The sequence below is a fragment of the Enterococcus mundtii genome, assembly GCF_013394305.1.
GTDB lineage: Bacteria > Bacillota > Bacilli > Lactobacillales > Enterococcaceae > Enterococcus_B > Enterococcus_B pernyi.
In genome coordinates this window covers 804,295-829,674 of record NZ_AP019810.1, presented here as the reverse complement: position 1 = coordinate 829,674, position 25,380 = coordinate 804,295, and the positions used below count along the sequence as shown (strand labels likewise).

The 25,380-nt window shown below is 39.1% G+C and carries 22 protein-coding genes, 2 pseudogenes and 2 other annotated features; of the genes and pseudogenes, 22 read left to right on the top strand and 2 right to left on the bottom strand.

Features of this window, described 5'->3' with window-relative positions:
- Positions 1–32 precede the first annotated feature (32 nt).
- The 6 genes and pseudogenes from HZ311_RS03955 to nhaC all read left to right on the top strand — a co-directional run bounded on the left by HZ311_RS03955 (position 33) and on the right by nhaC (position 7,066).
- A complete protein-coding gene (locus HZ311_RS03955) occupies positions 33–707 on the top strand; it encodes an HAD family hydrolase (RefSeq protein ID WP_010734725.1) in 675 nt (224 codons plus the stop codon).
- A 123-nt stretch (positions 708–830) separates the two neighbouring features.
- Positions 831–1,065: a binding site (T-box leader), on the top strand.
- A 37-nt stretch (positions 1,066–1,102) separates the two neighbouring features.
- Positions 1,103–1,342 (top strand) — a binding site (T-box leader).
- A gap of 63 nt (positions 1,343–1,405) precedes the next feature.
- Positions 1,406–2,479 carry a methionine ABC transporter ATP-binding protein gene (locus HZ311_RS03950; protein ID WP_010734726.1) on the top strand — a complete coding sequence of 358 codons (1,074 nt, stop codon included), beginning with the start codon at positions 1,406–1,408 and terminating at the stop codon, positions 2,477–2,479.
- Position 2,480: 1 nt separating this feature from the next.
- The gene (locus tag HZ311_RS03945) at positions 2,481–3,161 is read left to right on the top strand and encodes a methionine ABC transporter permease (RefSeq protein WP_023520129.1); all 681 of its coding nucleotides are present in this window, start codon (positions 2,481–2,483) and stop codon (positions 3,159–3,161) included.
- 15 nt (positions 3,162–3,176) lie between these two features.
- On the top strand, positions 3,177–4,016 hold the full coding sequence (locus HZ311_RS03940; RefSeq protein ID WP_137072702.1) for a MetQ/NlpA family ABC transporter substrate-binding protein: 840 nt from the start codon (positions 3,177–3,179) through the stop codon (positions 4,014–4,016).
- Positions 4,017–4,039: 23 nt separating this feature from the next.
- Positions 4,040–5,244: pseudogene (locus tag HZ311_RS03935) on the top strand (M20 family metallopeptidase).
- Positions 5,245–5,653: 409 nt separating this feature from the next.
- Positions 5,654–7,066 carry a Na+/H+ antiporter NhaC gene (nhaC, locus tag HZ311_RS03930; RefSeq protein ID WP_178946478.1) on the top strand — a complete coding sequence of 471 codons (1,413 nt, stop codon included), beginning with the start codon at positions 5,654–5,656 and terminating at the stop codon, positions 7,064–7,066.
- A 280-nt stretch (positions 7,067–7,346) separates the two neighbouring features.
- Here the strand turns inward: nhaC and HZ311_RS03925 are convergent, their stop codons facing one another.
- Complete coding sequence (locus HZ311_RS03925; protein ID WP_010734731.1) at positions 7,347–8,711, bottom strand: amino acid permease; 1,365 nt, start codon at positions 8,709–8,711, stop codon at positions 7,347–7,349.
- 295 nt (positions 8,712–9,006) lie between these two features.
- On the opposite strand from HZ311_RS03925, the gene HZ311_RS03920 reads away from it, so the two are divergent.
- From HZ311_RS03920 to HZ311_RS03855, 14 genes and pseudogenes are all read left to right on the top strand, one after another.
- Entirely contained in the window at positions 9,007–9,897 is an 891-nt protein-coding gene (locus tag HZ311_RS03920) for a hypothetical protein (protein WP_010734732.1), read from the top strand.
- A 59-nt stretch (positions 9,898–9,956) separates the two neighbouring features.
- Entirely contained in the window at positions 9,957–11,057 is a 1,101-nt protein-coding gene (locus HZ311_RS03915; protein WP_010734733.1) for a glycerate kinase family protein, read from the top strand.
- Positions 11,058–11,308: 251 nt separating this feature from the next.
- The gene (locus tag HZ311_RS03910; RefSeq protein ID WP_010734734.1) at positions 11,309–12,823 is read left to right on the top strand and encodes an Lsa family ABC-F type ribosomal protection protein; all 1,515 of its coding nucleotides are present in this window, start codon (positions 11,309–11,311) and stop codon (positions 12,821–12,823) included.
- A gap of 104 nt (positions 12,824–12,927) precedes the next feature.
- Positions 12,928–13,455: a histidine phosphatase family protein gene (locus tag HZ311_RS03905; RefSeq protein WP_010734735.1), complete on the top strand. Its 528-nt coding sequence runs from the start codon at positions 12,928–12,930 to the stop codon at positions 13,453–13,455.
- A gap of 155 nt (positions 13,456–13,610) precedes the next feature.
- The gene (locus HZ311_RS03900; RefSeq protein WP_019723609.1) at positions 13,611–14,192 is read left to right on the top strand and encodes a polymer-forming cytoskeletal protein; all 582 of its coding nucleotides are present in this window, start codon (positions 13,611–13,613) and stop codon (positions 14,190–14,192) included.
- 171 nt (positions 14,193–14,363) lie between these two features.
- Positions 14,364–14,933: a hypothetical protein gene (locus HZ311_RS03895; RefSeq protein ID WP_023520124.1), complete on the top strand. Its 570-nt coding sequence runs from the start codon at positions 14,364–14,366 to the stop codon at positions 14,931–14,933.
- Positions 14,933–15,274: pseudogene (locus HZ311_RS03890) on the top strand (triacylglycerol lipase); the annotation flags it as partial. The gene HZ311_RS03895 and the pseudogene HZ311_RS03890, both read left to right, overlap by 1 nt.
- A 151-nt stretch (positions 15,275–15,425) precedes the next feature.
- Complete coding sequence (locus HZ311_RS03885) at positions 15,426–15,941, top strand: hypothetical protein (RefSeq protein WP_023520122.1); 516 nt, start codon at positions 15,426–15,428, stop codon at positions 15,939–15,941.
- Positions 15,941–17,296 (top strand): lipase family protein, encoded by a 1,356-nt coding sequence (locus tag HZ311_RS03880; RefSeq protein WP_023520121.1) that lies wholly within the window; start codon positions 15,941–15,943, stop codon positions 17,294–17,296. Before HZ311_RS03885 ends, HZ311_RS03880 begins: the two co-directional genes overlap by 1 nt.
- 16 nt (positions 17,297–17,312) lie before the next feature.
- On the top strand, positions 17,313–17,618 hold the full coding sequence (locus HZ311_RS03875; RefSeq protein WP_023520120.1) for a hypothetical protein: 306 nt from the start codon (positions 17,313–17,315) through the stop codon (positions 17,616–17,618).
- A gap of 19 nt (positions 17,619–17,637) precedes the next feature.
- On the top strand, positions 17,638–17,910 hold the full coding sequence (locus HZ311_RS03870; RefSeq protein WP_010734740.1) for a hypothetical protein: 273 nt from the start codon (positions 17,638–17,640) through the stop codon (positions 17,908–17,910).
- A 270-nt stretch (positions 17,911–18,180) separates the two neighbouring features.
- Complete coding sequence (locus tag HZ311_RS03865; RefSeq protein WP_023520119.1) at positions 18,181–19,248, top strand: DUF871 domain-containing protein; 1,068 nt, start codon at positions 18,181–18,183, stop codon at positions 19,246–19,248.
- Positions 19,245–20,138 carry an N-acetylmuramic acid 6-phosphate etherase gene (gene murQ / locus HZ311_RS03860; RefSeq protein ID WP_023520118.1) on the top strand — a complete coding sequence of 298 codons (894 nt, stop codon included), beginning with the start codon at positions 19,245–19,247 and terminating at the stop codon, positions 20,136–20,138. The genes HZ311_RS03865 and murQ overlap by 4 nt, the downstream gene beginning before the upstream one ends.
- Before the next feature lie 13 nt (positions 20,139–20,151).
- Positions 20,152–22,125: a glucose PTS transporter subunit IIA gene (locus HZ311_RS03855; protein ID WP_023520117.1), complete on the top strand. Its 1,974-nt coding sequence runs from the start codon at positions 20,152–20,154 to the stop codon at positions 22,123–22,125.
- A gap of 36 nt (positions 22,126–22,161) precedes the next feature.
- On the opposite strand, the gene nrdI is transcribed toward HZ311_RS03855, so the two are convergent.
- A complete protein-coding gene (nrdI, locus tag HZ311_RS03850; protein ID WP_010734744.1) occupies positions 22,162–22,611 on the bottom strand; it encodes a class Ib ribonucleoside-diphosphate reductase assembly flavoprotein NrdI in 450 nt (149 codons plus the stop codon).
- 208 nt (positions 22,612–22,819) lie between these two features.
- Here nrdI and HZ311_RS03845 point away from each other — a divergent pair, with 208 nt between their 5' ends.
- On the top strand, positions 22,820–24,244 hold the full coding sequence (locus HZ311_RS03845; RefSeq protein WP_023520116.1) for a basic amino acid/polyamine antiporter: 1,425 nt from the start codon (positions 22,820–22,822) through the stop codon (positions 24,242–24,244).
- Positions 24,245–24,627: 383 nt separating this feature from the next.
- The gene (locus HZ311_RS03840; protein ID WP_318841658.1) at positions 24,628–25,380 is read left to right on the top strand and encodes a TraX family protein; all 753 of its coding nucleotides are present in this window, start codon (positions 24,628–24,630) and stop codon (positions 25,378–25,380) included.

The window sequence follows — 25,380 nt, the reverse complement described above, 5'->3', positions numbered from 1 at the left end:
CAGATATTGTTTTTTTGAAAGGATCAGTGGATATGAAGGGTGCAATATTTGACTTAGATGGACTATTAGTTGATACAGAAAGAACTTATCGTGACGGTTGGCTATGGGGATTCAAGCAATTTGATATCGAAATACCTCAAGAAATCGTTGATACATGGGGTGGAAAAAATTGGAAACAAAGCTATGATTTGTTGATCAAAATGGCGGGAACACCGGAAATGGTACAAAAGGTTCGCGAAAAACGAGAAGAATATTTTTATCAACAACTGCATAGTGGCGCTATCCAATTAAAACCTCATGCAAAAGAAGTATTGAAAGAATTGAATGACCAAAAACTCATTCTTGGTCTCGCAACGACGACGGTAACAAAACGAGCAAACAATATTTTGGATCAATTTTCTTTGAAGCCTTATTTTCATACATATACCTTTGGGGATGAAGTGTCTGAAAATAAACCTTCACCAATTCCTTATCTAACTGCGCTAGAGCGGTCGGGATTGACAGCGTCAGAAGCCTTTGCAGTGGAAGATTCTTTGGTTGGTGCGACCGCCGCATCACGAGCAGGAATGGGTGTTGTTTTGATTCCAGATTCAAGCTTTGATCGGGCTTATACCGAAAGAGAAAAAGCAGATTTATCGATCTTAGCAGAAGGTACCGATCTTTTGATCGTGTTGGAGATGTTAGAAAAACAAAAAGGAAAAAAATAAACGGCTGGAAATCCAGTGCCACCAACGATTTTTTTATTGATCAATCGACTGAGTGCATATTTTTTTAAATTTCTTGCTTGACTTTTTGTTTTCACTTAGATAAAGTGTTCTCAACAACAAAATATGGATTCGTTGATAAGGAAAGTAAACTTGGAAACTTCAAAGAGAGGCTCTGGTTGGTGGAAAGAGTCAAGTAAGAAAAGTTGAAAAATGGCCTTGGAGAATAACTTGTCGATAAGTAGGCAAGTTCGGAAATGTCTGACCGTTAAAACGGACAACCAATCTCTCGTAAAGAGATGTTGGATCGAGGGAAGGAAACTTCCGAATAAAGGTGGTACCACGATACGTCGTCCTTTTATCAGTAGATTTATGCTGATAAAAGGATTTTTTTTATATTTTTTGCGTTGAAATAGTAAGTACAAATACAAAAACCTTTAACAGAGAGCTTCGGTAGCTGAGAAGAAGCAAGGCGGCATGTTTGGAAAATGGCTATTGAGCAATTCACCCCGAGCAAAATTGTGAGACGGTGACGGTCGCAACCGTTAGCTTGCTAGAGTATGATTGTACTCGAAGAGGAGTTACATGTAAGTGTAACTTGAACATGAGGTGGTAACACGCAAAAAGGCGTCCTCAAGAAAGTGATGAGTCATTTTCTTGAGGATGCCTTTTTTTATCGTCAAACCGAAGGAGGAGTAAAAATGATTGAATTACAAGCAATAAATGTTTCTTTCCAACAAAAAGAAAAGACGATCCAGGCAGTGAAACAGGTGGATCTTTCGATTGCTAAAGGGGATGTTTACGGAATCGTAGGTTATTCAGGTGCTGGGAAAAGTACGCTGGTTCGTGTCATGAACCTGTTACAAAAACCAACAAGTGGCAAAGTCATCATCAATGGAACAGAGCTAGGAAAACTATCCCCGAAAGAATTACGAAAAGAACGAAAATCGATCGGGATGATTTTTCAACATTTTCACCTAATGGAAAGTCGCACGATTTTTGACAACGTCGATTTCTCGTTGAAATATACGAAAAAATCGAAACAGGAGCGTCGTCAAAAAGTTAATGAGCTTTTAACATTAGTCGGGTTAGAAGAAAAAGCTACTGCGTATCCAAAACAACTTTCAGGAGGACAAAAGCAAAGAGTTGCTATCGCTCGTGCATTAGCCAGTGATCCGCAAGTATTACTTTGTGATGAGGCAACGAGTGCCTTAGATCCAAAAACGACCCATCAGATTTTAGCTTTATTGAAAAAACTGAATCAGCAATTAGGGTTGACAATCGTTTTGATCACACATGAGATGCAAGTCGTTAAAGAAATCTGCAACAAAGTAGCTGTGATGGAAAACGGGGAAGTGATCGAACAGGGAAGTAGCGTTCAGATTTTCAGTGCACCAAAAGAAGTTTTGACGCAAGAGTTTATCCGAACAGCCACCCACGTTGACCAAGCATTAGAAACGATTCGCTCGCATCGTGCTTTTGCAGATCAGTTGACCAATAAATGGTTAGTGGAATTGAGTTATGTGGGCACACAAACGAATGAACCGTTGATCGCACAACTTTATAGCAAATACCAAGTCAGTGCGAATATTTTATACGGCAATGTAGAACTATTACAAGAAACCCCATTAGGACGATTGATCGTTACTTTATCAGGAGAGATCCATCAACGAGAAAAAGCCTTGGCTTATCTTATTGAATCCGGTGTACAAGCAACGATTTTACAAAAAAATGGCGCAAGTAAGGAAATGAAAGTGATTCAAGGAGGACGCTGATATGACCCATTTCTTAGAAACCTATTTACCTAATGTCTATTTGATACCCGATGAATTTATTGAAGCGACGAAACAAACGTTGTATATGTCTTTTTGGACCGCGTTGATCGGAGGTGCGATCGGTCTTGGTTTTGGGATCGTATTGGTTGTGACACGGCCCCAAGGATTGCTTGAAAATCGCTTGCTTTATGAGGTACTAGACAAGGTCATCAATGTTGTCCGCTCGATTCCCTTTATCATTTTACTTTCTTTACTGGCATTGACGACTCGCTTTTTAGTCGGTACTACGATCGGCGCGAAAGCTGCTTTAGTCCCTTTGATCTTTGGTGTTGTGCCATTTTTCGCTCGACAAGTGGAAAATGCGTTGTTAGAAGTAGATCCTGGAGTGATTGAAGCAGCCGAATCTATGGGAACCAGTCCAATAGGGATCGTTTTTAGAGTCTATTTGATCGAAGGCTTGCCAGGGATCATTCGTGTCTCTGCATTGACGATCATCAATGTCATTGGCTTGACTGCTATGGCAGGAGCAGTTGGGGCAGGAGGATTAGGAAACCTAGCTATTTCTCGTGGGTATAATCGTTTTCAAACAGACGTGACTATCGTCGCCACTTTGTTGATCTTGATCCTTGTTTTCTTAAGTCAATGGATCAGCAATTTATTGATCAAAAAAATATCACATTAAACTGGAGGAATCATCATGAAAAAACTCATTCGTTATACAGTACTTGCTTTTGTTGCACTTATTTGGTTGGCTGGCTGTAGCCAAGGCAATGCCGAAACAGACACAAAAAAACAAACGACAGTAAAACTTGGGATTATTGGAGAGGACACTGACGTTTGGGATGATGTCAAGGCACGTTTAGCAAAAGAAGATATTGACTTAGAATACGTGAAATTTACCGACTATAATCAACCGAATGCTGCATTAGCAGATGGCTCGATCGATCTCAATGCTTTTCAACATCAATTCTTTTTAGACAATTACAATACGGAACACGGAACGGATCTAGTCTCGATCGGCAACACAGTGAATGCACCTTTAGGGATCTATTCCAATACGATCCAATCCATTGATGATATCAAGGATGGCGCAAAAGTAGCTATTCCAAACGACGTCACAAATGGCGGACGGGCGTTGCTATTGCTACAAACAGCTGGTTTGATCAAAGTTGATCCAGCGAAAGGCCAAACGCCGACTACTTCAGATATCACTGAAAATACAAAAAAACTAGACATCTCTGAACTGGATGCCTCACAAACAGCTCGTGCATTGAATGACGTGGATCTTTCAGTGATTAACAGTGGTGTGGCAGTCGATGCAGGATTGAACCCAACGAGTGATGCTATCTTTTTAGAACCTGTCGATGACAGTGCCAGACCATATGTCAACATCATTGTAGCAAGAAAAGAAGATGAAAATAACGAAATCTATCAAAAGATCGTTGACACCTATCAAACGGAAGAAACAGCAAAAGTGATCGAAGAAACATCAAAAGGATCAAGCGTACCTGCCTGGGAAACATTTGGTGAAAAATAAAAAGCAAACTGGAGGAAGCCAATATGACAACATCTACTTTAACAACACATTCTTTTAAGGAAGCAATCCAGCAACGATTAGCTGAATATCAAGCATTAGCACTAGATATCCATGACCATCCTGAGGTAAGTAATTATGAGTTTTATTCCTCAGATGCTTTGATCAAACAATTAGAAAAAGAAGGATTTTCTGTCACAAAAGATGTTGCTGGTCATCGAACAGGATTTGATGCTCGTTACGCTTCAGGAAAACCAGGACCAACGATTGCTTTTTTAGCAGAATTTGACGCTTTACCAGGAATCGGTCATGCTTGTGGACACAACTTGTTTGGTACGTATTCTGTCTTAGCTGCCAGTGTCTTGCGCGAACGAATTGCTGAGATTGGTGGAGAGATTCGGGTATATGGCACACCTGGAGAAGAGGGAGGCGAAAACGGATCAGCTAAAGGAAGTTTTGTACGGGAAGGCTTCTTTGAAGATGTGGATGCAGCACTTTGTGTCCATCCTGCATATCGTTACGGCAAAACGACAGAATCATTAGCGAATGACCCGGTGGACATCAAGTTCCATGGTGTTGCTTCCCATGCAGCTGCCGCACCAGATAAAGGAGTGAATGCCTTAGAAGCGTTGATTCAAGTGTTTAATGGAATCAATGCGTTGCGCCTGCAACTGCCAAAAGACGTCAATATCCATGGGATCATCACGGATGGGGAGTCGCTGCGAATGTGATTCCCGAATACGCAGCAGGTCGATTCTACTTACGAGCAAAAAATCGTCAGACATTGAATGAGGTGTATCAAAAAGTCGAAAATATCGTGAAAGGGGCGGCTTTGAGTACGGGAACAAGTTATGAATTTGGATTGTTCCAAAATTCTGTCGATGATGTGATCGTGACGCCTTCATTTGATGCGCTGTTCTTCAGTCATGCGAATGCAGCAGGTGTACCTGATGAAGAAATCGAAACAAAAGAACAAACAAGTCTAGGTTCTTCTGACGTTGGTAACGTGAGCCATGTGATTCCGACGATCCAACCAACCGTCTCGATTGCTGATGAATATATCGCCGGTCATTCGGAAGAATTTAAAGCAGCTGCTCGTAGTGAAAAAGGACTAGCTTCGATTGCCATTGCTGCTGAACTATTGGCAAATACTGCATTAGATCTATTTGGAAAGCCAGAACTTCTAGATAAAATAAAGCAGGAGCATCAAGCAATCCTTGCAAAAAAATAACGGAAAATGATGGATGGGTGAAAGGACTAGATCGTTATGAATCAAAACATTTGTTTTCAGAAAAAATACATTTAGATTGACAAATTGGACAGATGCAGGTAAACTTCATGAAAGTTCACTTTTCACCCAGTAGTAGTTTTGGTGTTTTGTTCAGAAAGTCGGTGGTTGCTGCGAACCGACCAAGCCAATTCTATGAATTACAGGAAAAGTTTTAACAATTAAATCATTCAAATCAAAGTGAAAAACAGATCTGTTTTTAATTAAGGTGGTACCGCGGAGAAATTCGTCCTTAGTTGAAAACAGATCTTTTTGTCTTTTTTTTAGGGAGGAAACGCAGATGAATTGTGGCGGAGTCATTCGATATCGAAGCTTTTTTAAGACGTAACAAACTTAAAAAAGGAGAATGGATATGGAAAAAATAAAAAAACCTAGTTTTATAGAAGCAGTGAGTGTATTAATAATTATCGTTGCAACGATAGCAGCCGGAGTAGTTGGCTTTAAGATTTCACCGAATATCGCGATTTTGATTGCTATTGGTATGGTCATGGTCTACGCAGTAGTGAAGAAACAGCCAACCGATCGATTACATGAAGGAATCATCAACGGTCTCAAACCGGGGATCATCCCGATCTTTATCTTTATTTTAGTCGGCGCATTGATTGCGGTCTGGATCCAAGCTGGCATCATTCCAACGTTGATGGTCTATGGCTTTAACATCATTAGTGTCCCATGGTTTGTGCCTTCAGTTTTTGTTGTGTGTGCCATTGTCGGCAGTGCAGTCGGTAGTGCCTTTACTGTCATGTCAACCATCGGTATCGCCTTTTTCGGTATCGGCACAACGTTGGGATTGACCCCCGCATTAGTTGTCGGTGCTATTGTTTCTGGGGCAGTTTTTGGAGATAAGATGTCGCCATTATCTGAATCGACAAATCTGGCAGCAGCCATTGTTGATGCGGATCTATTTAAACATATCAAACATATGATGTGGTCAACACTTCCGGCATTTATTGTTTCTTTGATTTTGTTTGCATTTTTAGGACATACAGATAAAGGTGCCAGCTTGACAGAAATCCAAAATGTAACAACTATTTTAGAAAACAACTTTACGATTTCGATCTGGTCTCTAATCCCTTTATTCTTGATGTTGGTTTGTGCTTGGAAAAAAGTTCCAGCGATCTTAACGATCCTGTTTAATATTGCCGTAGCAGTTGGAATGATTTTTATCCAAGATCCAAGCACTTCCTTCTCAGGACTAGCGACAGTCCTCGAATCTGGTTTTCTATCTGAAACAGGAAACACGCAAATCGATGCGTTACTTAGCCGCGGTGGGATCGAAAGTATGATGCCTACAGTTTCCTTGATTATTCTGACGCTTTCATTAGGCGGTTTATTGATCGAATTTGAGTTGATCTCTACAGTTATGGAAGTGGTATCGAAGAAAATGACGACGATACCTAAACTGATTTTTACGACACTAATGACAAGTATTGGTGTCAATCTGTTTATCGGTGAACAGTTCTTATCTGTGATCTTACCAGGAAATGCGTTCAAAGAAACATACAAAAAAGCAGGACTTGATCCAACTGTTTTGAGTCGTACCTTAGAAGATGGAGGGACAGTCATCAATTACCTTATTCCTTGGGGGATTGCCGGTAGTTTTGTTGCCAGCACGTTTGGAATACCAACGATGACCTACTTACCATTCGTATTTTTCAGTTTGCTTTCTCCCGTCTTTTCAATGGTCAGTGCCATTACTGGTTTAGGTATTGCAAAAAATAATGAAAAGCAGGAACAATTGAACGTTGTGAAGGAAACGATATAAACTCAAAAAAATAGTCACCCAATCAGCGGGGGGCTATTTTTTTTTGGATAATCAATGGATTGACTTATCAAGTGAACGTATCGATGAAGTGAAACAACATCTGTTCAAGTGTCGTTGCAAAAAAACGAGGGGGATCTTTTTGGGCGAATGGTTCATTCAGGCTCAAAGTTCTCTAAAAAGATTAATAAAAACCAGCTAGAAAGCTCAAAGATCCATCAAGTGATCTCGTATTTTCTAGCTGGTTCATGGGGAAGTTTTAGTTATCTATCTTTACCATCAATCATATCGAAGAAAAAGGCTCATTTTTTATCGTAAAGACATCTTTTTTCTTTTGATAGCTAAAGAAAATCACCGCATATAATAAAGCTGTCAAGACCGTTACACCAATTGAATTTGTCATGAGTATCCCAATCAAGATCAAGCTTAACGCGATCAAAGCAAATAAATTAAAACTTTTGGCTTGCCAAGTGCCTTTCTTCAATGCTAAACGAAAAGCGGCAGCGCTGATCATTAGCCAAATCACGAGTACCGTATAAGAAAGAGAACCGGCTAAGTAACCGAAAAGTTTGTCACCTACGAAATAGGAAAGGATGACCCCTAGATATAGCACGCTGGTACAAAATAATACAGCACGTTGTGGCACATAATGTTTGTTCAACTTTGCCAGTTTCTTGGCGGTGCCTTTTTTGTCTTTCAAACGGAAAAACAAGAGACGAGAAGAAGCATAAACGCCAGAATTGATCGATGAAAAGAGTGCCAAGACAATGACGAAGTTCACGATATCACTAGCAAAAGGGATATTCATCTGTTCAAACACCAAGACGAACGGGCTAACCGCAGAACCAGCTAAAGTATTCCAAGGGAAAAGAATCAGCAATAAGAAAAGCGGAATAATATAGAAGGAAACAATTCGGCCCATGACCCCTTTTATCGCTTTTGGTATGGCTTTTTTAGGATCGTCCGCTTCACTGACAGTAATTGCAATCAATTCTGACCCACCATATGAATAGATAACGACAAGTAATGAACTAACGACCCCTTTTAATCCATGGGGAGTAAAGCCACCGTGATCAGTCAATTGACTTAATGTAGGAAAAATTCCAGTTCCTAACATTTGTTGTCCGACGAGATATAACCCGAAAAGAATCATCAAGATAATGACACTGATCTTCGCAAAAGCCAACCAATATTCGGTTTCAGCAAACAAGCGGACAGAATAAAGATTGATCAGAGTCGTTAAAATAGCTAAAAGTAAGATGAAACACCATGCAGGAACATGCGGAAACCATAATTGTAAGAAGGAAGCTGCTGCTACAGCCTCAGCGATGATATTGATCATCCACATGGAATAATAGACCCAGTCGACGAAATCCGCAGAATGATTACCTAAATAAGGGCGAATCAAGCCAGATAATCCATGTTGTGTATCCCCACCGTCTAAAACTAACTTACCCAGACCACTCATAACAATAAATAAAATACCACCACCGATCAAAAAAGCAAGCAAGACCGCAGGACCAGCGATCCCAATGGCTTCACCACTTCCTTTGAATAAACCAGCACCAATTGCACCACCCAAAGCAAGCATCGTGATGTGTCTGGAGCTTAGCTGTTTTTTTAATTTTGTTTGTTCTGTACTTTCCATCAAAAACCCTCTTTTCTAAAAACATGAATGAAAAAACAAATAGGTTATAAAATAATATTCTCTATAATAACAAATTGTCTGACAATTACAACTATTCTGAAAACTTTTTTGTAATTTTTAATGAAACAATCATAGAACTCTTATCTGTTTTGATAATTATTGTTATATTTCTATAAAAAATAACTTGAAACGAAAGCGTTTCATTCGCTTTTTCCTTTCATGCAGGGCTATTATAAGAGGAAACCCATAATTAATAGGATTGTTTTGAGTAAGTAAAAATAAGGAGTTGATAACTATGAGCCAACACGAACGATTGCTTATAGCGAAAAATAAGGCGTTATATTTTTTCCCATACGTACAAACAATGGACGTCATCTCAGCAAAAGATTTGATGGATGATTTCTTTATGTCATCGTTCCAACAGCAACTCGATCAATATAAACTAATTATTTTTTTAGATTATGGATTTGATGTGGCATTTGCTTCTCGTATTCGACCGTACACAAATGCGAAGATCATCCTCTTCTTTTGGAACCATTTTAAAGAAGAACACCTTCAATTATTGAAGAAAGCAGAAGCAGAACCAGCAATTGATGACATTTACCATTTTGATATTTTAGAAGCAAAAGAGTTAGGGATTAAACACAATAGTTCTTTTTATTCAAAAGAGATGGAATTACCAAAAGCTGAAGTCACGACTGATCTGTTCTTTGGAGCAACTGATAACGGCAGAAAACAACGAGCAGATGATTATCAAGCCGCATTTGAACAGTTAGGTATTTCAACAAACTTTTATATTTTACCAAGTCGTGGAAATGATCAAGAAGGGTATCTGACCTATACAGAATATTTACAAAAGACGAATGGTTCGACCGGTATTTTGGAATTGTTGCGAGAAGGTCAAAGTGGTGTGACTTTACGAACATTTGAATCTATTTTCTTCCAAAAAAAATTAGTCACTGATAACAAAGCGATTTCCGGGTATCGTTTCTACAATCCACAAAATATTTTCTTGTTGGAAGAAAGGAATTTGGATGAACTTCCTGCCTTCTTAGATAGCCCTTATCAAACCGTCGATCGTGAGATCATCGAATTTTTTGATGTAGAAAATTGGTCACAGCGGTTTATCGATTATGATCCTGAAGTATTTTCTATCTATGAATATAGCGGTATTGAAGCACGTTAGATATGATATAGTTAAAGAAAAACACGTTGTTCAATCATCGCAGAAAAAGGAGTCTCAGAATGAAATTACTTGCAGCAATCGATTCGTTTAAAGGTAGCGCATCGTCTATTGAACTCAACCAAGCAGCATTGCAAGGCTGGGGGGAGGCGGAACAAACAGTCAATCAACCTATCGCAGATGGTGGCGAAGGAACTGCTGAAGTGATTTACGCTACTTTAGGTGGGGAATGGCGAACACTTTTTTGTCCAGATTTGCTCTTTCGGGAAAAAGCATGTCGTTATTTACTGACACAAAAAAAGAACCGTAAGTTAGCCATCATTGAATCGACGGAAGTCATTGGATTGGACTTGTTGACCGAACCGACAGATCAAACGATCCGGTTAGCTTCAAGTTTTGGTTTAGGAGAGTTGATCAAAGATGCTTTGGATCAGCAAGTAGACGAAGTTATCGTAACATTAGGTGGTAGCGGTTGTTCTGATGGAGGCTTGGGTTTATTGCAGTCATTAGGGGCGAAACTAAATGGCGTTACAGAAGGGAATCCTTTGTTATCCATCGAGACAATCGACGTCTCTCAATTAGAGCGAATCGAGCAACGATTAACGATCGCAGCGGACGTTACGAGTCCTTACACTGGCAAACAGGGTGCGACTCAACTATTTGGGAAACAAAAAGGTGGTTCACCAGAAACTCTAGCATATTTGGAAGCCCAAGCAGAAAAGATCGTTGAACAAATCAAAGAAAGCACAGCAATTGATTTGAATAAACTCGCTGGCAGTGGCGCAGCGGGTGGAATCGGAGGCGCTCTAGCCATTGTCGGGGCTACGATGAAAGCAGGTTTTATGACTGTCTCTGAGTTAGTAGACTTAGAAGATAAAATCAAATCAGCCGATATCGTGATTACAGGAGAAGGACGGATCGATCAACAGACAATTCATGGGAAAGTGCCTTATGGTGTAGCTTCTTTGGCAAAAAAACACAACAAAAAAGTTGTAGCGTTCTGTGGGAGTCGGGAAAAAGATTTAGGTGAATTAACGACGATCCTTCCTAGTGTATTTAGTATCCAAACTGGCCCAACTTCTCTTGATAAGGCATTGGATCATCAAGAAACACTAGAGAACGTCAGACTGCTTTCACAGGCAATCAGTGGCTTGTTTCAATAATTTATTGGTTGACAGTCTTAAAACACCTATGGTAACCTAGTGGCAAATAAAGACAAAGTGAGGGATCCGCGCATTGAAAAAGTAAGTCAATTTGTTGAAGCTGCATTTTAACTATACCTTGTTCGTTCAAGGGGATAGTATGCAGATTTTCAGAATTGGCTGTTTTCAATGAGTGGGTCTCTTTTTGTACTCATCTTCTTTGACCAGTTCTGAAAATAGGACTGGTCTTTTTTATAACGAGGTGAAGATAAATGTCTAAAATCGAAATCAAACAATTGACGTTTGGCTATGACAGCCAAGACGATCTGTTATTCGATCAAGCAAACTTAAATATTGATTCCACATGGAAATTAGGACTGATTGGTCGAAATGGTCGTGGCAAAACGACGTTATTAACTATTTTGCAAAACAAACTACCTTATCAAGGACAAGTGACCCATCAACAAGAATTTGTCTATTTTCCACAACAGGTCAGGGAAACGAATCGACTAACCTATGATGTGTTGTTAGAAGTTTCAGATTGTGAGTTATGGGAGATCGAGCGTGAGCTGATGTTGATGCAGGCAAATCCGGAAATTCTCTGGCGCCCTTACGATTCCCTTTCCGGCGGAGAAAAAACAAAAGTATTGCTGGCTCTCTTATTTACCGATGAGCTGCATTTTCCACTGATTGACGAACCAACAAATCACTTAGATGTGATTGGGCGTCAGCAAGTAGCTGAATACCTGAATAAGAAAAAACAAGGGTTTATTGTTGTCAGTCATGATCGTCAGTTTATTGATGAAGTCGTTGACCATCTTTTGGTCATCGAAAAAAGTCAATTAGTGATCTATCAAGGAAATTATTCCGTCTACGAAGAACAAAAGCGTAGAAAAGATGAATTTGAGTTAGCACAAAACCAAAAAATCAAAAAAGAAGTCGGACGTTTGAAAAAAACCGCAGCTGAAAAAGCGGAGTGGGCTAACTCTCGAGAAGGAGACAAAACAAAAAAACGTGTTGGCTTTATTGATACCGAAGCACGGCGTGTCAATCGTGGCGCAATTGGAGCGGATGCTGCTCGTACAATGAAACGTTCAAAAGCGATCGTCAATCGGATGGAAACTCAAATTAGTGAGAAAGAGAAATTATTGAAAGATCTAGAGTCGATCGATTCATTGAATATGTGCCCAAATCAGTCGCATCATAAACGCTTATTGACAGTAGAAAATCTACAATTAGGCTATGAAGAGATGTTATTCGATCCTATCAGCTTTAGCATCGAGCAACAAGAGTGTGTGGCAATAACTGGACCTAATGGTAGTGGTAAATCATCGATCATCCAGTATTTACTTGGGGAATTTACTGGTCAATCCAAGGGGGATGTCACACGTCCGGCAACAATCAGCATCAGTTATGTTCGCCAAAACTATGAAGATAACACCGGAACATTAACAGATTTTGCGCAAAAGAATCAGCTAGACTTGGAACTCTTTTTAAATAATCTTCGTAAATTAGGAATGGAAAGAGACGTGTTTCATACCTCCATTGAAAACATGAGTATGGGGCAAAGAAAAAAAGTGGAATTAGCCAAATCATTTGCACAATCCGCAGATCTTTATATCTGGGATGAGCCATTGAATTATCTGGACGTGTTCAATCAAGAACAAATCGAGCAGCTTTTAGTACAAGTCAAACCAGCGATGTTGATCGTCGACCATGACCAGCGATTCTTAGAAAAAGTCGCAACGAAAAGAATCGACTTGAGAAGAAGAGAAACACACATTTGAATCACTAAGGCTAATCGAACGTCGTCGACTCCAAGCAGATGATCCATTTGGACTGAAATTGTATGATAAAATTGAAAGAGCATAAAATAAAGGAGAGTTATCTAATGTTATATATTACTAGACATGGCGAAACGACTTGGAATGCTCAAGGCTTAGTTTGTGGCCATGCAGACATCGAATTAACAGAAAAAGGTAAACAACAAGCAGAAAAACTCGCTGAAAAAGTTGCAAACTTGGAAATACCGATCACCAAGATCATACATTCCCCTTTGCAACGCGCAAGAGATACGGCACAAGCGGTAGCCAAAAAAGTCAATCTACCTATGACAGTGGATGAACGACTGATCGAGATGGATTTTGGGGATTATGATGGGCGTCCTAGCGAAGACGAAGACTTTCAACGTGCACGCCAAAATTTTGCGGTACGTTTTCCAAATGGGGAATCGGTTTTAGATGTGTATGCACGGATCACTCCTTTATTGAAAGAGTGCTTAGAAGATGAGGACAATGTCTACTTGCTTGTTTGCCATAATGCACTGATCCGAATCATCAATGCCTATTTTCATCCGATGGCAAATGACACATTCTTTGACTTTTTTGTTGAAAATACGGAATTAGTTACCTTTGACTAGCTGTTTTTATTCTTGGCGTAACAAGAATAACTAGAGGATGTTATCGTAAATTTTCTACTATATAAAATATTTTTTCTTTTCATGAAGATTATTTCACATAAGTACGCTTTCATGGTATAATTTCATAGGAATACAAAAAGAGAGGAAGAAATTTAATGTTATCAAAAAAATTATCTTTATTAGGTTTAACAGCAACAGCACTTTTGGCTTTAGGAGCTTGTGGTGCTGACAACAATGATTCATCTAATTCTAGTTCAGCTTCATCAACAACAGAAGTAAGTACAACAGAAAGTTCAGCAGATGTTGTATCAACAGCTTCAATCAGTGATGATCCAGCTGTTTTAGAAAAAGCAATGTCAGCTGACGGTAACTGGATCGTTGCAGCAACAGGTGATGTGACATTCTCAAATGATGTAACTATCGCAGGCGAATTCCATGACAAAGATGATGCAAGTGCAGACATCTACCGTAAAATTGCTTTGTACTCACAAGACGATGACCGTAACGTAACTGCTGAATACACAATCACTGTTCCAACATTGATCGTTGAATCAGAAAACACAAATATCGTTCACGGAACAATCAAAGGTGACGTACTTGTAAAAGCGAACGGCTTTGTATTAGACGGAGCAAAAGTAGAGGGTAACGTAACATTTGAAAAACAAGAATACCAAGATTCAGCAAAACTTGACGAAAACGACGCATCAGTAACAGGCGACGTAACAGTTAGCGAATAATCTTATAGTCATAAAGACATCTAAAGCAGAAATCCTTCTGTTTTAGATGTCTTTTTTCATTAAAAAACATCCGATATCAATCCTTAGTGATACGACCATAGGCATAGTGAGAAGTTTTACATAAAAACAATTGAGTGAAAAAACGTATATAACAAAAAAGAGAGTAACCCTATGATAGAAAATAATATGAGGGAACAGATATTCATAGATAAAGGAGCGTATATGAAGAAACGACTTTGGTTAGGTGTATTAGTAGTAATTATTTTAGGAGGAATTGGAGGAAAAATGTATATGGATAAAAGAGAAGGAGATCGTCAAGAACTGTTGGAAATACAGAAAGATCTGGCGAATTATGTATATAATAATTATCGTCTCTATGTAAACAATCGGGAGAAAGAAGAAGAAATTTTCAGAAAGTATGACCGCGGACAAGGTGAAATGACAACGGAAGAATATTTGAAAGCATTGTTGGAGGTCAGAGAATATGAGGAGATAACTAAAATTGAATTTACTGGATATTCCATTGATCCAATGAATTCATTAATTATCTATTTCACAGTTAATGATGTCTATCAAGAAGAAGTATGGTTAGATACAAGGTCAGCAGAAACAGACAAGTTCATTTATACAATAACTAATAGTACAGGTGAGGGTCCCTATTATATCACTGAAAAAGAAGCAAAAACTCAACTTGTACTCCCTGATGATCAAATTATATACTATAGGGGAGGGATAGACTAATGGACCAAAATAGAAAGATATCTAAATTTGTATATCGTATCGAAAACGGTCTAGTAAAAATCGGTAAACTAGTAAAAGGGACTCAATTTATCGTTATAGATACAATAGATACAAATAAAGACAAAATCGGCAATGAATCTAAGCCAAAGAAAAATAGTATGCAAGCAATGGTAGTTGCTAAAATAAAAGAGGAATATCTTGGGTACAATGAAGAGCAATTAAAAAAAGTACCTGGCTTCCCCGACTCCGTCATCACCAAAAACCTTACGATTGCTTACGCTGGCACGACTTCGCTCAAAGATTGGCATACAAACCTTGAGGAAATTGGTGAGAGAAATCAACGGTTATGACGTATTACCTATTCATATAATTATCTTTTATTGTAGAAGTACATAACTATGAAAAAAATATATATTACATAAAAATTCCAGAATAAGCGAGAAGCTTAGTCTGAACATATATAGAACAAGATAGAATCTGAAAGGAGGAGCTATGAAGAAACGACTTTGGTTAGGTGTATTAGTAGTAATTATTTTAGGAGGAATCGGAGGAAAAATGCATATGGATAAAAGGGAAGAAGATCGCCAAGAATTGCTGGAAATACAGAAAGATTTGGCGAATTATGTGTACAATAACTATCGAATTTATACGAGAGATAGTGAGAAACAAAAGGAAATCGTAGAAGAATATCAAAAAGAAGGAGGAATAACAACGGAAGAATATTTAGAAAAAATGTTGAGTATCAGAGAGTATTCGAATATTGAGAAGATAGAATTTACTGGATATTCGGTTAGTCCGATGAATTCATTAGTGATCTATTTCACAGTTAATGATGTTTATCAAGAAGAAGTATTGTTAAACACAATATCTGCAGAAACAGATAAGTTTATTTACAGAATAACTAGTGGCAGAGGTCAGGGACCTTATTTTATTGATGAAAGAAAGGAAGAAAAAGGGATTGATATCTCAGATGATCAAATTGTTTATTATACAGGAGGAATAAATTAATGGATCAAAATAGATACTTATCTGAATTTATATATCAATTAGAAAGTAGCAAGGTAAATTATGGTGATAAACCTCTTGGAACAAACCATATCGTTATAGGAACTTTAAATACAGATAAAGATAAAATAGGTAATGAATCTAAACCAAAGGAAAACAGTATGCAGGCAATGGTGGTCGCTGAACTTAAGGATCAGTACAAGGCATTTGATGATGAAGAGCTGATGAAAGTCAATGGCTTCCCCGACTCCGTCATCACCAAAAACCTGACGATTGCCTATGCTGGCACGACTTCGCTCAAAGATTGGCATACTAACCTTGGGGAAATTGGTCGAAGTAATAAACACTCAAATGGTGCATTTGCTTCTGCCTTGAACTATGCCCGTGAAATTGAAAAGCAGTATCCCAAATCAGATGGCTATACGATCTCAACGACAGGACACTCATTAGGTGGCGCTAAAGCACTTTTTGTCGCAGCGATCAATGGTTATGATAGTGTGACGTACGGCGCGGCAGGACCAGGGCTTGCACAAGCCTTATTCGATAATCACAACGGTACCCTGATCAATATCTACGACACTTCGGATGTCGTCACGAGTGGGCTTTTCACTGGTGGGAAAGGGATGCTTCCAATCAATAGTTTTGGGATTGATAACCCGGGGTGGCAAACAGCAGGGCATTCATTGGATCAATTCAGGGTTGATAAAGAAGGAAATTATATCGATAAGCATGGACAGATCATCGTATACGTTGATGGCAATGGGGGGATCTTGTTAGCCCCAACTTTGTGGCAACAAACACTTTTGGAAAACGAAGCAATGATCAAACTACTAGCAGTCAGTGGCGAACATACGCTAGATGAAATCAAGCGTTTGAAAGAAGAAAATGAGTGGCTCAAGGTTCAAATCAAAGAATTCTTGACCTTAAAAGAGTTAGGTAAGAAGCTGACTGCAAGTGGCGGCGGACTTTCTCAATCAGAAAAAATTTATTTAGAGGATAGCCAAGCATTTGCTGTAGTACGGACCGCAGCAAGTAAATTTGATGAGGCGATGAGCAATGTTCGCGTGATTTACCAAAACGGGATCACGGAGTTGGAAGAGTTATGGAATGACTGGTTGGGAAGAGTACGCAATTATACGCCACATTTGACGTACAACGAGGTAATTGAAACATTAGCCGAAGTTAATTGTACAAAATGGGAGATTGTCGATGAGCCAACACAGGAATTTAGAGATAAAATCCGCCAGATCGATCAGATGTCGGAACAGTTTCAAACGCTCGCCGATGAAATCACCCGAAAAATCAATGAAATGGTGACAAGTGACAAAGAATTAGCGAATCAATTGTTTGGTGTATAAAAGGAGGAGAGGAAAATTGAGTCAGGAAATACAGCTTTATGAAACATATCAAGCAACGAAACGAGGGTTATCAGAGCAAGAAGAAGCATTGATTGCAACAGAAAGAAAAGTCCATGAGCTAGCGGAAGCAACTTACAAAGATCTCCGATTGATTTTGCACTCTTTTTCTGAACCACAAGAGGCCTTTGACTATGGACGTATCATGATTTCTCGTTTAGAAGAGGATCTGTCGACGGAATTGCGCCATCAACGAAAGAAAATCCAGCTTGACCTAGAAGATAACGAGCAGGTCTATCGTAAGAAACTGGCACAATTGGATTAAAAAGAATGGAGGTTTTGAGATGTTTGAAATGATTGAAACGATTGATCAATGGTGGGAGAAATATCAGAAAGATATGGAGAAATGCTTAACTCGTTCACTTGGAATCGCGCTGAAAAGTGAGAAGGGATTGAAAATAAGAACGACAAATCAATCTGGGAAGAATGAGACAAATAGAGCAAAACGCACGATTTCTTCAGCAGGTACAGGATTGAAGGAGACCCTCAAAGGGCAATTTGGCAACAAAGTGTCGCTAGCTTTAGACGAACAAGAAAAAGCCTTAGACAAAGGTTAGTCAAAGAAACACAAAAAACTTATTCTTACATAAATTGATTAAAGGATTCTGTCAGAACTGATCAACTGAATAATCTATAAAAGCCGAAAATAGGTTGGACTATTTTCGGCTTTTTTGGATTAGTTGCTTAGATGAATTCATTGATTCGTTTTTTTTTACACTATTAAGAAATGAAATTTAATATATTTTATATTTATGTTGAAAAATTATTTCATACGAAGTATAATCAATTTATAAATGAATGCGGATACATGGTAAGGGGGAGAGTACATGTTTGGTTTTTCTGTATTTATGAATCAAGAGTTGTCCGAAGAAACGAAAACGTATATCCATGAAATGGCAGAGAAGGGATTTATTGGTATCTTTACATCCATGCATATTCCAGAAGATGATCCTTCAGCTTATAAAAGGCGTTTGACTGAACTTGGCCAAGAAGCAAAAGCAACCGGATTAGAGTTGATGGTAGATATATCGGGTAAGGCATTAGAGTTGGCAGGGTTCTCCTTAGAAAATCTTGAGCCATTAAAAGAGATTGGTGTGACAGGTCTGCGGATGGATTATCACCTGTCGAACCAACAGATTGCGAAGTGGTCTCATCAATTGAAAATCAGTTTGAATGCAAGCACGATCACTGAACAAGATGTGCAAGAATTAAAAGAAGCAGGTGCTGATTTTACTCAGATGGAAGCTTGGCACAATTATTATCCGCGCCCAGAAACAGGGTTAGACAAATCGTGGTACCAAAGAAAAAATCAATGGTTAGCAGAACAAGGATTTACGATTCAAGGATTTGTACCAGGAGATGAAGTGTTGAGAGGGCCTTTATACAAAGGACTTCCAACATTGGAAGAACATCGTTACCAACATCCTTTGGCAGCAGCGCTAGACTTAGCTTCATGTGGAACGGATCTGATCTATATTGGTGACGGTGGGCTATCGCTGACCACGCAGGAACAATTTTCGTATTATAAAGAAACAGGTGGTATCTTATTGCATGTGACATTGTTGGACCCAACATTTGGTCCAATCATTTTAGGTACACATACGAATCGACAAGATGAAGCTAAAGCTGTGGTACGTAGTGCAGATGCACGATTTAGAGAAATCCCTCCTATTCCTGCTCGACTAACAGATGAACGGAAAACAGGTACGGTCACGTTAGATAATGAAGCGTATCTTCGCTATATGGGTGAAATCCAACTAATGAAAGAAGATTTACCAGCAGATGAAAAAGTCAATTGTGTGGCACGAGTGATCTCGGCTGATTTGCCATTGATCCAACAAATCCATGCAGGAATGATTTATAAATTTAAATGTAAAGAAGGAATTGAGAAATGACGATCGATTTAGATAAATTAACAACGGAACGTAGAAATCAAAAGACATTTGGTTTGGATGAGATGAGTGTTTCTGAAGCCGCTCGCTTGATGAATCAAGAAGATCATGAAGTGGCGGCAGCTATCGCAAAAGAACTACCAAGTATTGAACCAGTGATTGAAGCCGCGATTGTTTCTTTCAAAAAAAATGGACGCTTGATCTACATGGGCGCTGGCACAAGTGGACGATTGGGTGTACTGGATGCAGCCGAGTGTGTTCCTACATTTGGTGTAGAGCCTGAAATGGTCGTTGGTTTGATTGCAGGTGGTGAAGCGGCTATGACTGTCGCAGTTGAAGGTGCAGAGGATTCACTTGAGTTAGGGAAAGAAGATTTGATCCAGTTGAACTTGACGGAAAATGATTTGGTCGTAGGTATCGCGGCAAGCGGTCGCACGCCTTATGTGATTGGTGGCTTAGACTATGCTCGTTCAATCGGCGCAAAGACGGCCACGATTTCTTGTAATAAAGAAGCTGAAATCAGTCAACATGCTGATTTTCCTATTGAGGTAGATGCCGGACCAGAATTTTTAACAGGTTCGACACGTTTAAAATCTGGAACTGCACAGAAATTGATTTTAAATATGATTTCTACAATCAGTATGATCGGTATCGGAAAAGTATTCAATAATCTAATGGTCGATGTCAAGCCAACAAATGACAAATTAGTCGAACGTTCAAAGCGAATCATCATGGAAGCAACAGAAGTGGATTATGAAACAGCAGAAAAATACTTTTATGAAGCGGAACAAAATGTTAAACTAGCGATCGTTATGTTATTGACGAATAGTGACAAAGAGACAGCAAAAAGAAAACTAGCTGAGGCAGACGGCTTTGTAAAACGAACGTTGTAAGGGGGAAAAGGAAATGGCAAAAAATGAATTGACTTTGACAGAACTGGCAAAACAAATTTATGCTGGGGCTGGTGGCATGGGCAACGTAGACAGCGTTGTCCATTGCATGACACGGGTTCGGATGAAGGTCATTGATGAATCGTTGGTCGACGTAGCGAAATTGAAAGCGATACCGGGCGTGTTAGGGGTAGTTGAGGACGAACAGTTACAAGTCATCATCGGACCAGGGAAAGTAAACAAAGTCGCACAAGAAATGGTTGACCAAGCAGGAGTCAAACTAGGTGAAAAAATTCCTGGAAACCCTAATGTTACAACTGGTTTATCAGGGAAAGACAAGGTCAACGAACGTGCCCAAGAGATGAAGAACGTACAAAAATCAAAACAAAAACCGTCAAAAATCAAATCTATTTTAAAAGATATCTCGAATATATTTGTCCCAATGATTCCAGCTTTTGTTGGTACAGGGATCGTTGCAGGGATTGCCGCAGTATTGACAAACCTTGTGACAGCCGGAACCATCGATGGCGCATCATGGCAACAGTACATTGACATCATGAACATTCTTAAAAATGGGATGTTTAGTTATCTTGTCATCTATACTGGGATCAATGCCGCTCAAGTATTTGGCGCAACGCCAACACTTGGTGGAGTAATCGGTGCGGTTGTCATGTTGACAGGGATGAATCCAGAAGCTCCTTTGACGAACCTGTTTACTGGAACCCCACTTGCTGCCGGACAAGGTGGGATCATCGGAGTGATCTTTGCGGTCTGGTTGCTTTCGATCGTTGAAAAGAAATTACACAAAATCGTTCCTGATGCAGTAGACATCATTGTGACACCAACACTTTCATTGATTGTCATCGGGCTGATCGAGATTTTCTTGATCATGCCATTAGCTGGTTTTATCTCAGATGGTATGGTAGGAGGGATCAATTGGGTACTTAGTGTGGGTGGTGCCTTCTCAGGATTTGTATTAGGTACATTATTCTTACCGATGGTCATGTTTGGTTTGCATCAAATATTGACTCCGATCCATGTGCAAATGATCGATGAAACAGGACGTACATTATTATTGCCTATTTTAGCAATGGCAGGAGCTGGACAAGTTGGTGCTGCGCTTGCTTTATGGGTACGTTGTAAGAAAGACAAAGAATTGACTGAAATGATCAAAGGTGCGTTACCTGTAGGGATTTTAGGGATTGGTGAACCATTGATCTATGGGGTAACATTGCCTTTAGGTCGTCCATTCATTACTGCTTGTATTGGAGGCGGTATCGGTGGTGCGGTGATTGGCTTGATCGGGAATATTGGTGCCATTGCTATTGGACCTTCTGGCGCAGCGTTGATTCCTTTGATTTCAGATGGCAAATGGTTTGGCTACGTCCTTGGATTATTAGCTGCTTATGCGGGCGGATTCTTAGCTACTTTCTTTTTCGGGATTCCTAAAGAACAATTAGCGAAAGAAGAATTAGCAGAAGAAGCACCTGTTTATACAGCATCAAGTACTGACTCAACAAATCAAACACAAGCCGTTCAATTATGTGCAGTAGCAGATGGTACAGTGCAATCAATCGAACAAGCGAGTGATCCTGTATTTGCTCAAAAGATGATGGGAGAAGGGTATTTTGTTGAACCAACGAATGGTCATATCTATGCGCCAACTTCTGGGATCATCAGCTCTATTTTCCCAACGAAACATGCCATCGGATTAACAACAGCTGATGGGTTAGAGCTATTAATCCACATGGGAGTCAATACTGTGGAACTAGGTGGGACGCCATTTGATATAAAAGTGAGTGAAGGACAAGCTGTCACAAAAGATACGATGATAGCGGACGTGGATCTAGCTGCGATCAAAGAGGCAGGAAAAGAAACCGCTATGATGGTTCTCCTGACAAATATGGAACATGTCCTAACGTTTGTTTTAACACATACAGGTGAAGTAACAGCAAAAACACCCGTGATGGATGTGGAAAGTGTAAAATAATAAAAAGCGCAAAATCAAAGGATTTTGCGCTTTTTATTAAGCTCTATATCGTTGAACTAAGGCATGGTAGATTCTTTCAACATCTATTGGTGTACCACGTAATTCATAATCTTCTATCATAGGAAAGCCGAATTGTTCAGCATATTGTTTCGCTGTCAAACAATATTGATAGTTAAAATTTTTATTTCCGCTACCGACAACACCAAGACAAAGCGCATGATTTTCTTGATATTCCAAGTATTCTCGCATGGTTTCTGTCAAAATCTCTTGGTCACCACTGTCAATGCCATTGCCTCCTTCTAGATAGGTTGGCACAAACACAAAGAAAGGTTTAGTTTCTTTTTCAAAGTCGCTATTTTCATGGATCTCTTTCAGGTGGACTAAGGGAAGTGAAGCATCTTTTTCATGTTGTTCCACAGCAAATGCTGCTAATTTTTTGACGAATCCTCGGGTGTTACCAGAAATTGAGATATATAAGATATTCATGATATCGTCCTCCAATCATTCTTATCCAGTATAGCATTTTTTTGTTTTTTGGGTAGATAAGAAGAGGAAGAGAAGCGGTCGCTTTCCTTGTATAATTAGAAAAAAATAGTTACAATTAAATTTCAATTAGAATTTTTTAGAAAAAAATAAATGAAACGAAGTTTTGCTATACTTTGCATAAAAGCGGTTTATTTTGGAGGATGCGTACATGGACACAGAGCAACAGAAAAAAGGTATTGGATTGATCCCACTAGCGGCCTTAGTGATTGGGTCAGCGATTGGAGGTGGCGTTTTCGGTATTATGACCGACATCTCAGGATCGGCTGGTGGCCCAGCATTGTTCAGCTGGGTATTAGTTGGGACGTCCATGATGATGCTCTCTTTGTCAATCAATAATATCAATAAGAAACGTCCAGAATTAGAAGGTGGTATTTTTAGCTATGCCGAAGCTGGCTTTGGTCGATTTTCGGGATTCATCAGTGGGTGGGGCTATTGGCTGACCTGCTGGTTAGGAAACGTGGCATTTGCTACGCTATTGATGAGTGCGTTGGGCTATTTCTTTCCAGTATTCGATGGGGGGCAAAATGTCGCCTCGGTCATCGTCAGTACTATATTTTTGTGGGGATATGCTTGGCTCGTCAATCGAGGAGTCGAAAATGCCAGTTACGTCAATGCAATCGTGACAATTTGTAAATTAGTTCCGCTATTTTTATTTATCATTGTTGCTATCAGCACGTTCTCATTGCAACAATTCATCAATAATTTTTCAAGTGATATCATCTTGAATGCCAATGGACAGCCGATTCCTTTCTCAAGTCAAATACTAAGTTGTATCATGGTGATGCTTTGGGTATTTGTTGGAATTGAAGGTGCATCTGTGGTTGGTTCACGAGCAAAGAAAAAATCAGATGTCGGAAAAGCCACGATTTTAGGAATTTTTGGATTGATCGTGATCTATGTTTTAGTTTCGATGTTGCCTTACGGTACAATGACGATGGAAGAACTCCAAACAATCCAAACGCAACCAGCAATGGGCTATGTGTTTGAGATGATGGTTGGTAAATGGGGAGCTGTCGTGATCAATGGTGGACTGATCATTTCCTTGGTCGGTGTATGGTTATCTTGGACGATTTTACCCATTGAAACGATGCGCAATATGGCGGATGACGGCTTATTGCCAGCGCGTTGGGGAAAAGTCAATAAAAAGGGCGCACCCACATATGCGATCGTATTAACGACTTTATGTACAAATGTCTTTTTGCTTTCGCTACTGTTTACAGATAGTGCCTATAACTTTGCTTATACCCTCGGAACAGCAGCGATCTTCTTTACGTGGTTATTCTTAGGATTGTATCAAATGAAACTATCTTATCAAAGAAAAGAATGGGTCCAGTTCTTGGTTGGCTCATTAGCAAGTGCTTTTCAAATTTGGGCAATGCTATTTGTCGCTTTCAATGAAGTGATGCTCGTTCTTGTATTATTTTTACCAGGTATCTTATTTTATCTCAAAGCAAGAAAAGAAAAACAGCAAGCTGTTCCACAGACAAAACTTGATTATTTATTGCTTTCGTTAGTATCGATTTTTGGAGTAGTGGCATTGGCATTATTTGCAACTGGAGTATTGCATTTATAAAACGCACAAAAGTTGAAACCCATTCTTTTGTATCACTCAAAAAGCATCTAAGAGATCGACCCGATTCAGGTCATTTCTTAGGTGTTTTTTCATGCTGCCTATTCACTGATTGTTTAGTAAAAACGATACGTGACTTTCTCACAACGTTTTTCCGCGATTGTTCGTTTCATTTCAGTGAAGAGGAATGGTTACGTTGTCACATTTTGACACATTGAGGCAGATTTTGTTTTAATGATGATCCAAACAAACAATTTTGTAAGAGAAAAAGTTGAGAGAAAGATGGTCGAAATAGGTAGTGATTGCCTATACTTATTCCTTGAGGCATAAAAAAATGGAGGGAATATATGAGAGTGAAAGGGTTGACGAGCTATCAATTGAAATGAATAGCAATTGTTTTTATGGTCGTTGATCATATCAACAGTTATTTCGGGATGCAATTAGGGTTACCAATTTGGGTCTCGTGGTTGGGACGTTTTGTTGCGCCATTATTTGTATTTTTATTAGTTGAAGGTTTCAAGTATACGCATAGTAAATATCAGTATGCGAAACGATTAGGAATAGCTGCATTCGTAGTAGCGATTGGAAATATCATCTATCATTTATTAACAGGAAATTACATCAGTGAATATAATCATCAGCCAAACTATTATTTATTTTTAGGTCCACATAATATCTTTTTGACATTATTTTTGCTGTTTTGCTTGATGTGGCTTCTTTCTATAATAAAAGGAAAAACACTTTGGAGAAAAGGAATGCTCGTAGCAGTAGCACTTTTATTGGTCATGATCACGATTGCTTTTTCAGAAGGTGGTCTGTATTTAGTTCCAATGTTGTTGCTGATGTATTTCTTCCGCGAGAAAAAAGAACGAGGGAAATTGGTTCTAGGTATTTTTGTGTATACGCTGATTTTATTTTGTCTAGCAATTTTATCCTACACACAAATGCCTGATTATCAATCATTGTATCAATTTTTAACGTTTGATAATGAATTTATGATGGTCACCGTCATCCCATTTATCATTCTTTATAATGGAAAACTAGGTGGAGCCGGACGCGCATTCGACAAATACTTTTTTTACTTGTTTTATCCGTTACATCTATGGATCATTTATTTGATTTTTTCTTTTATTCATTAA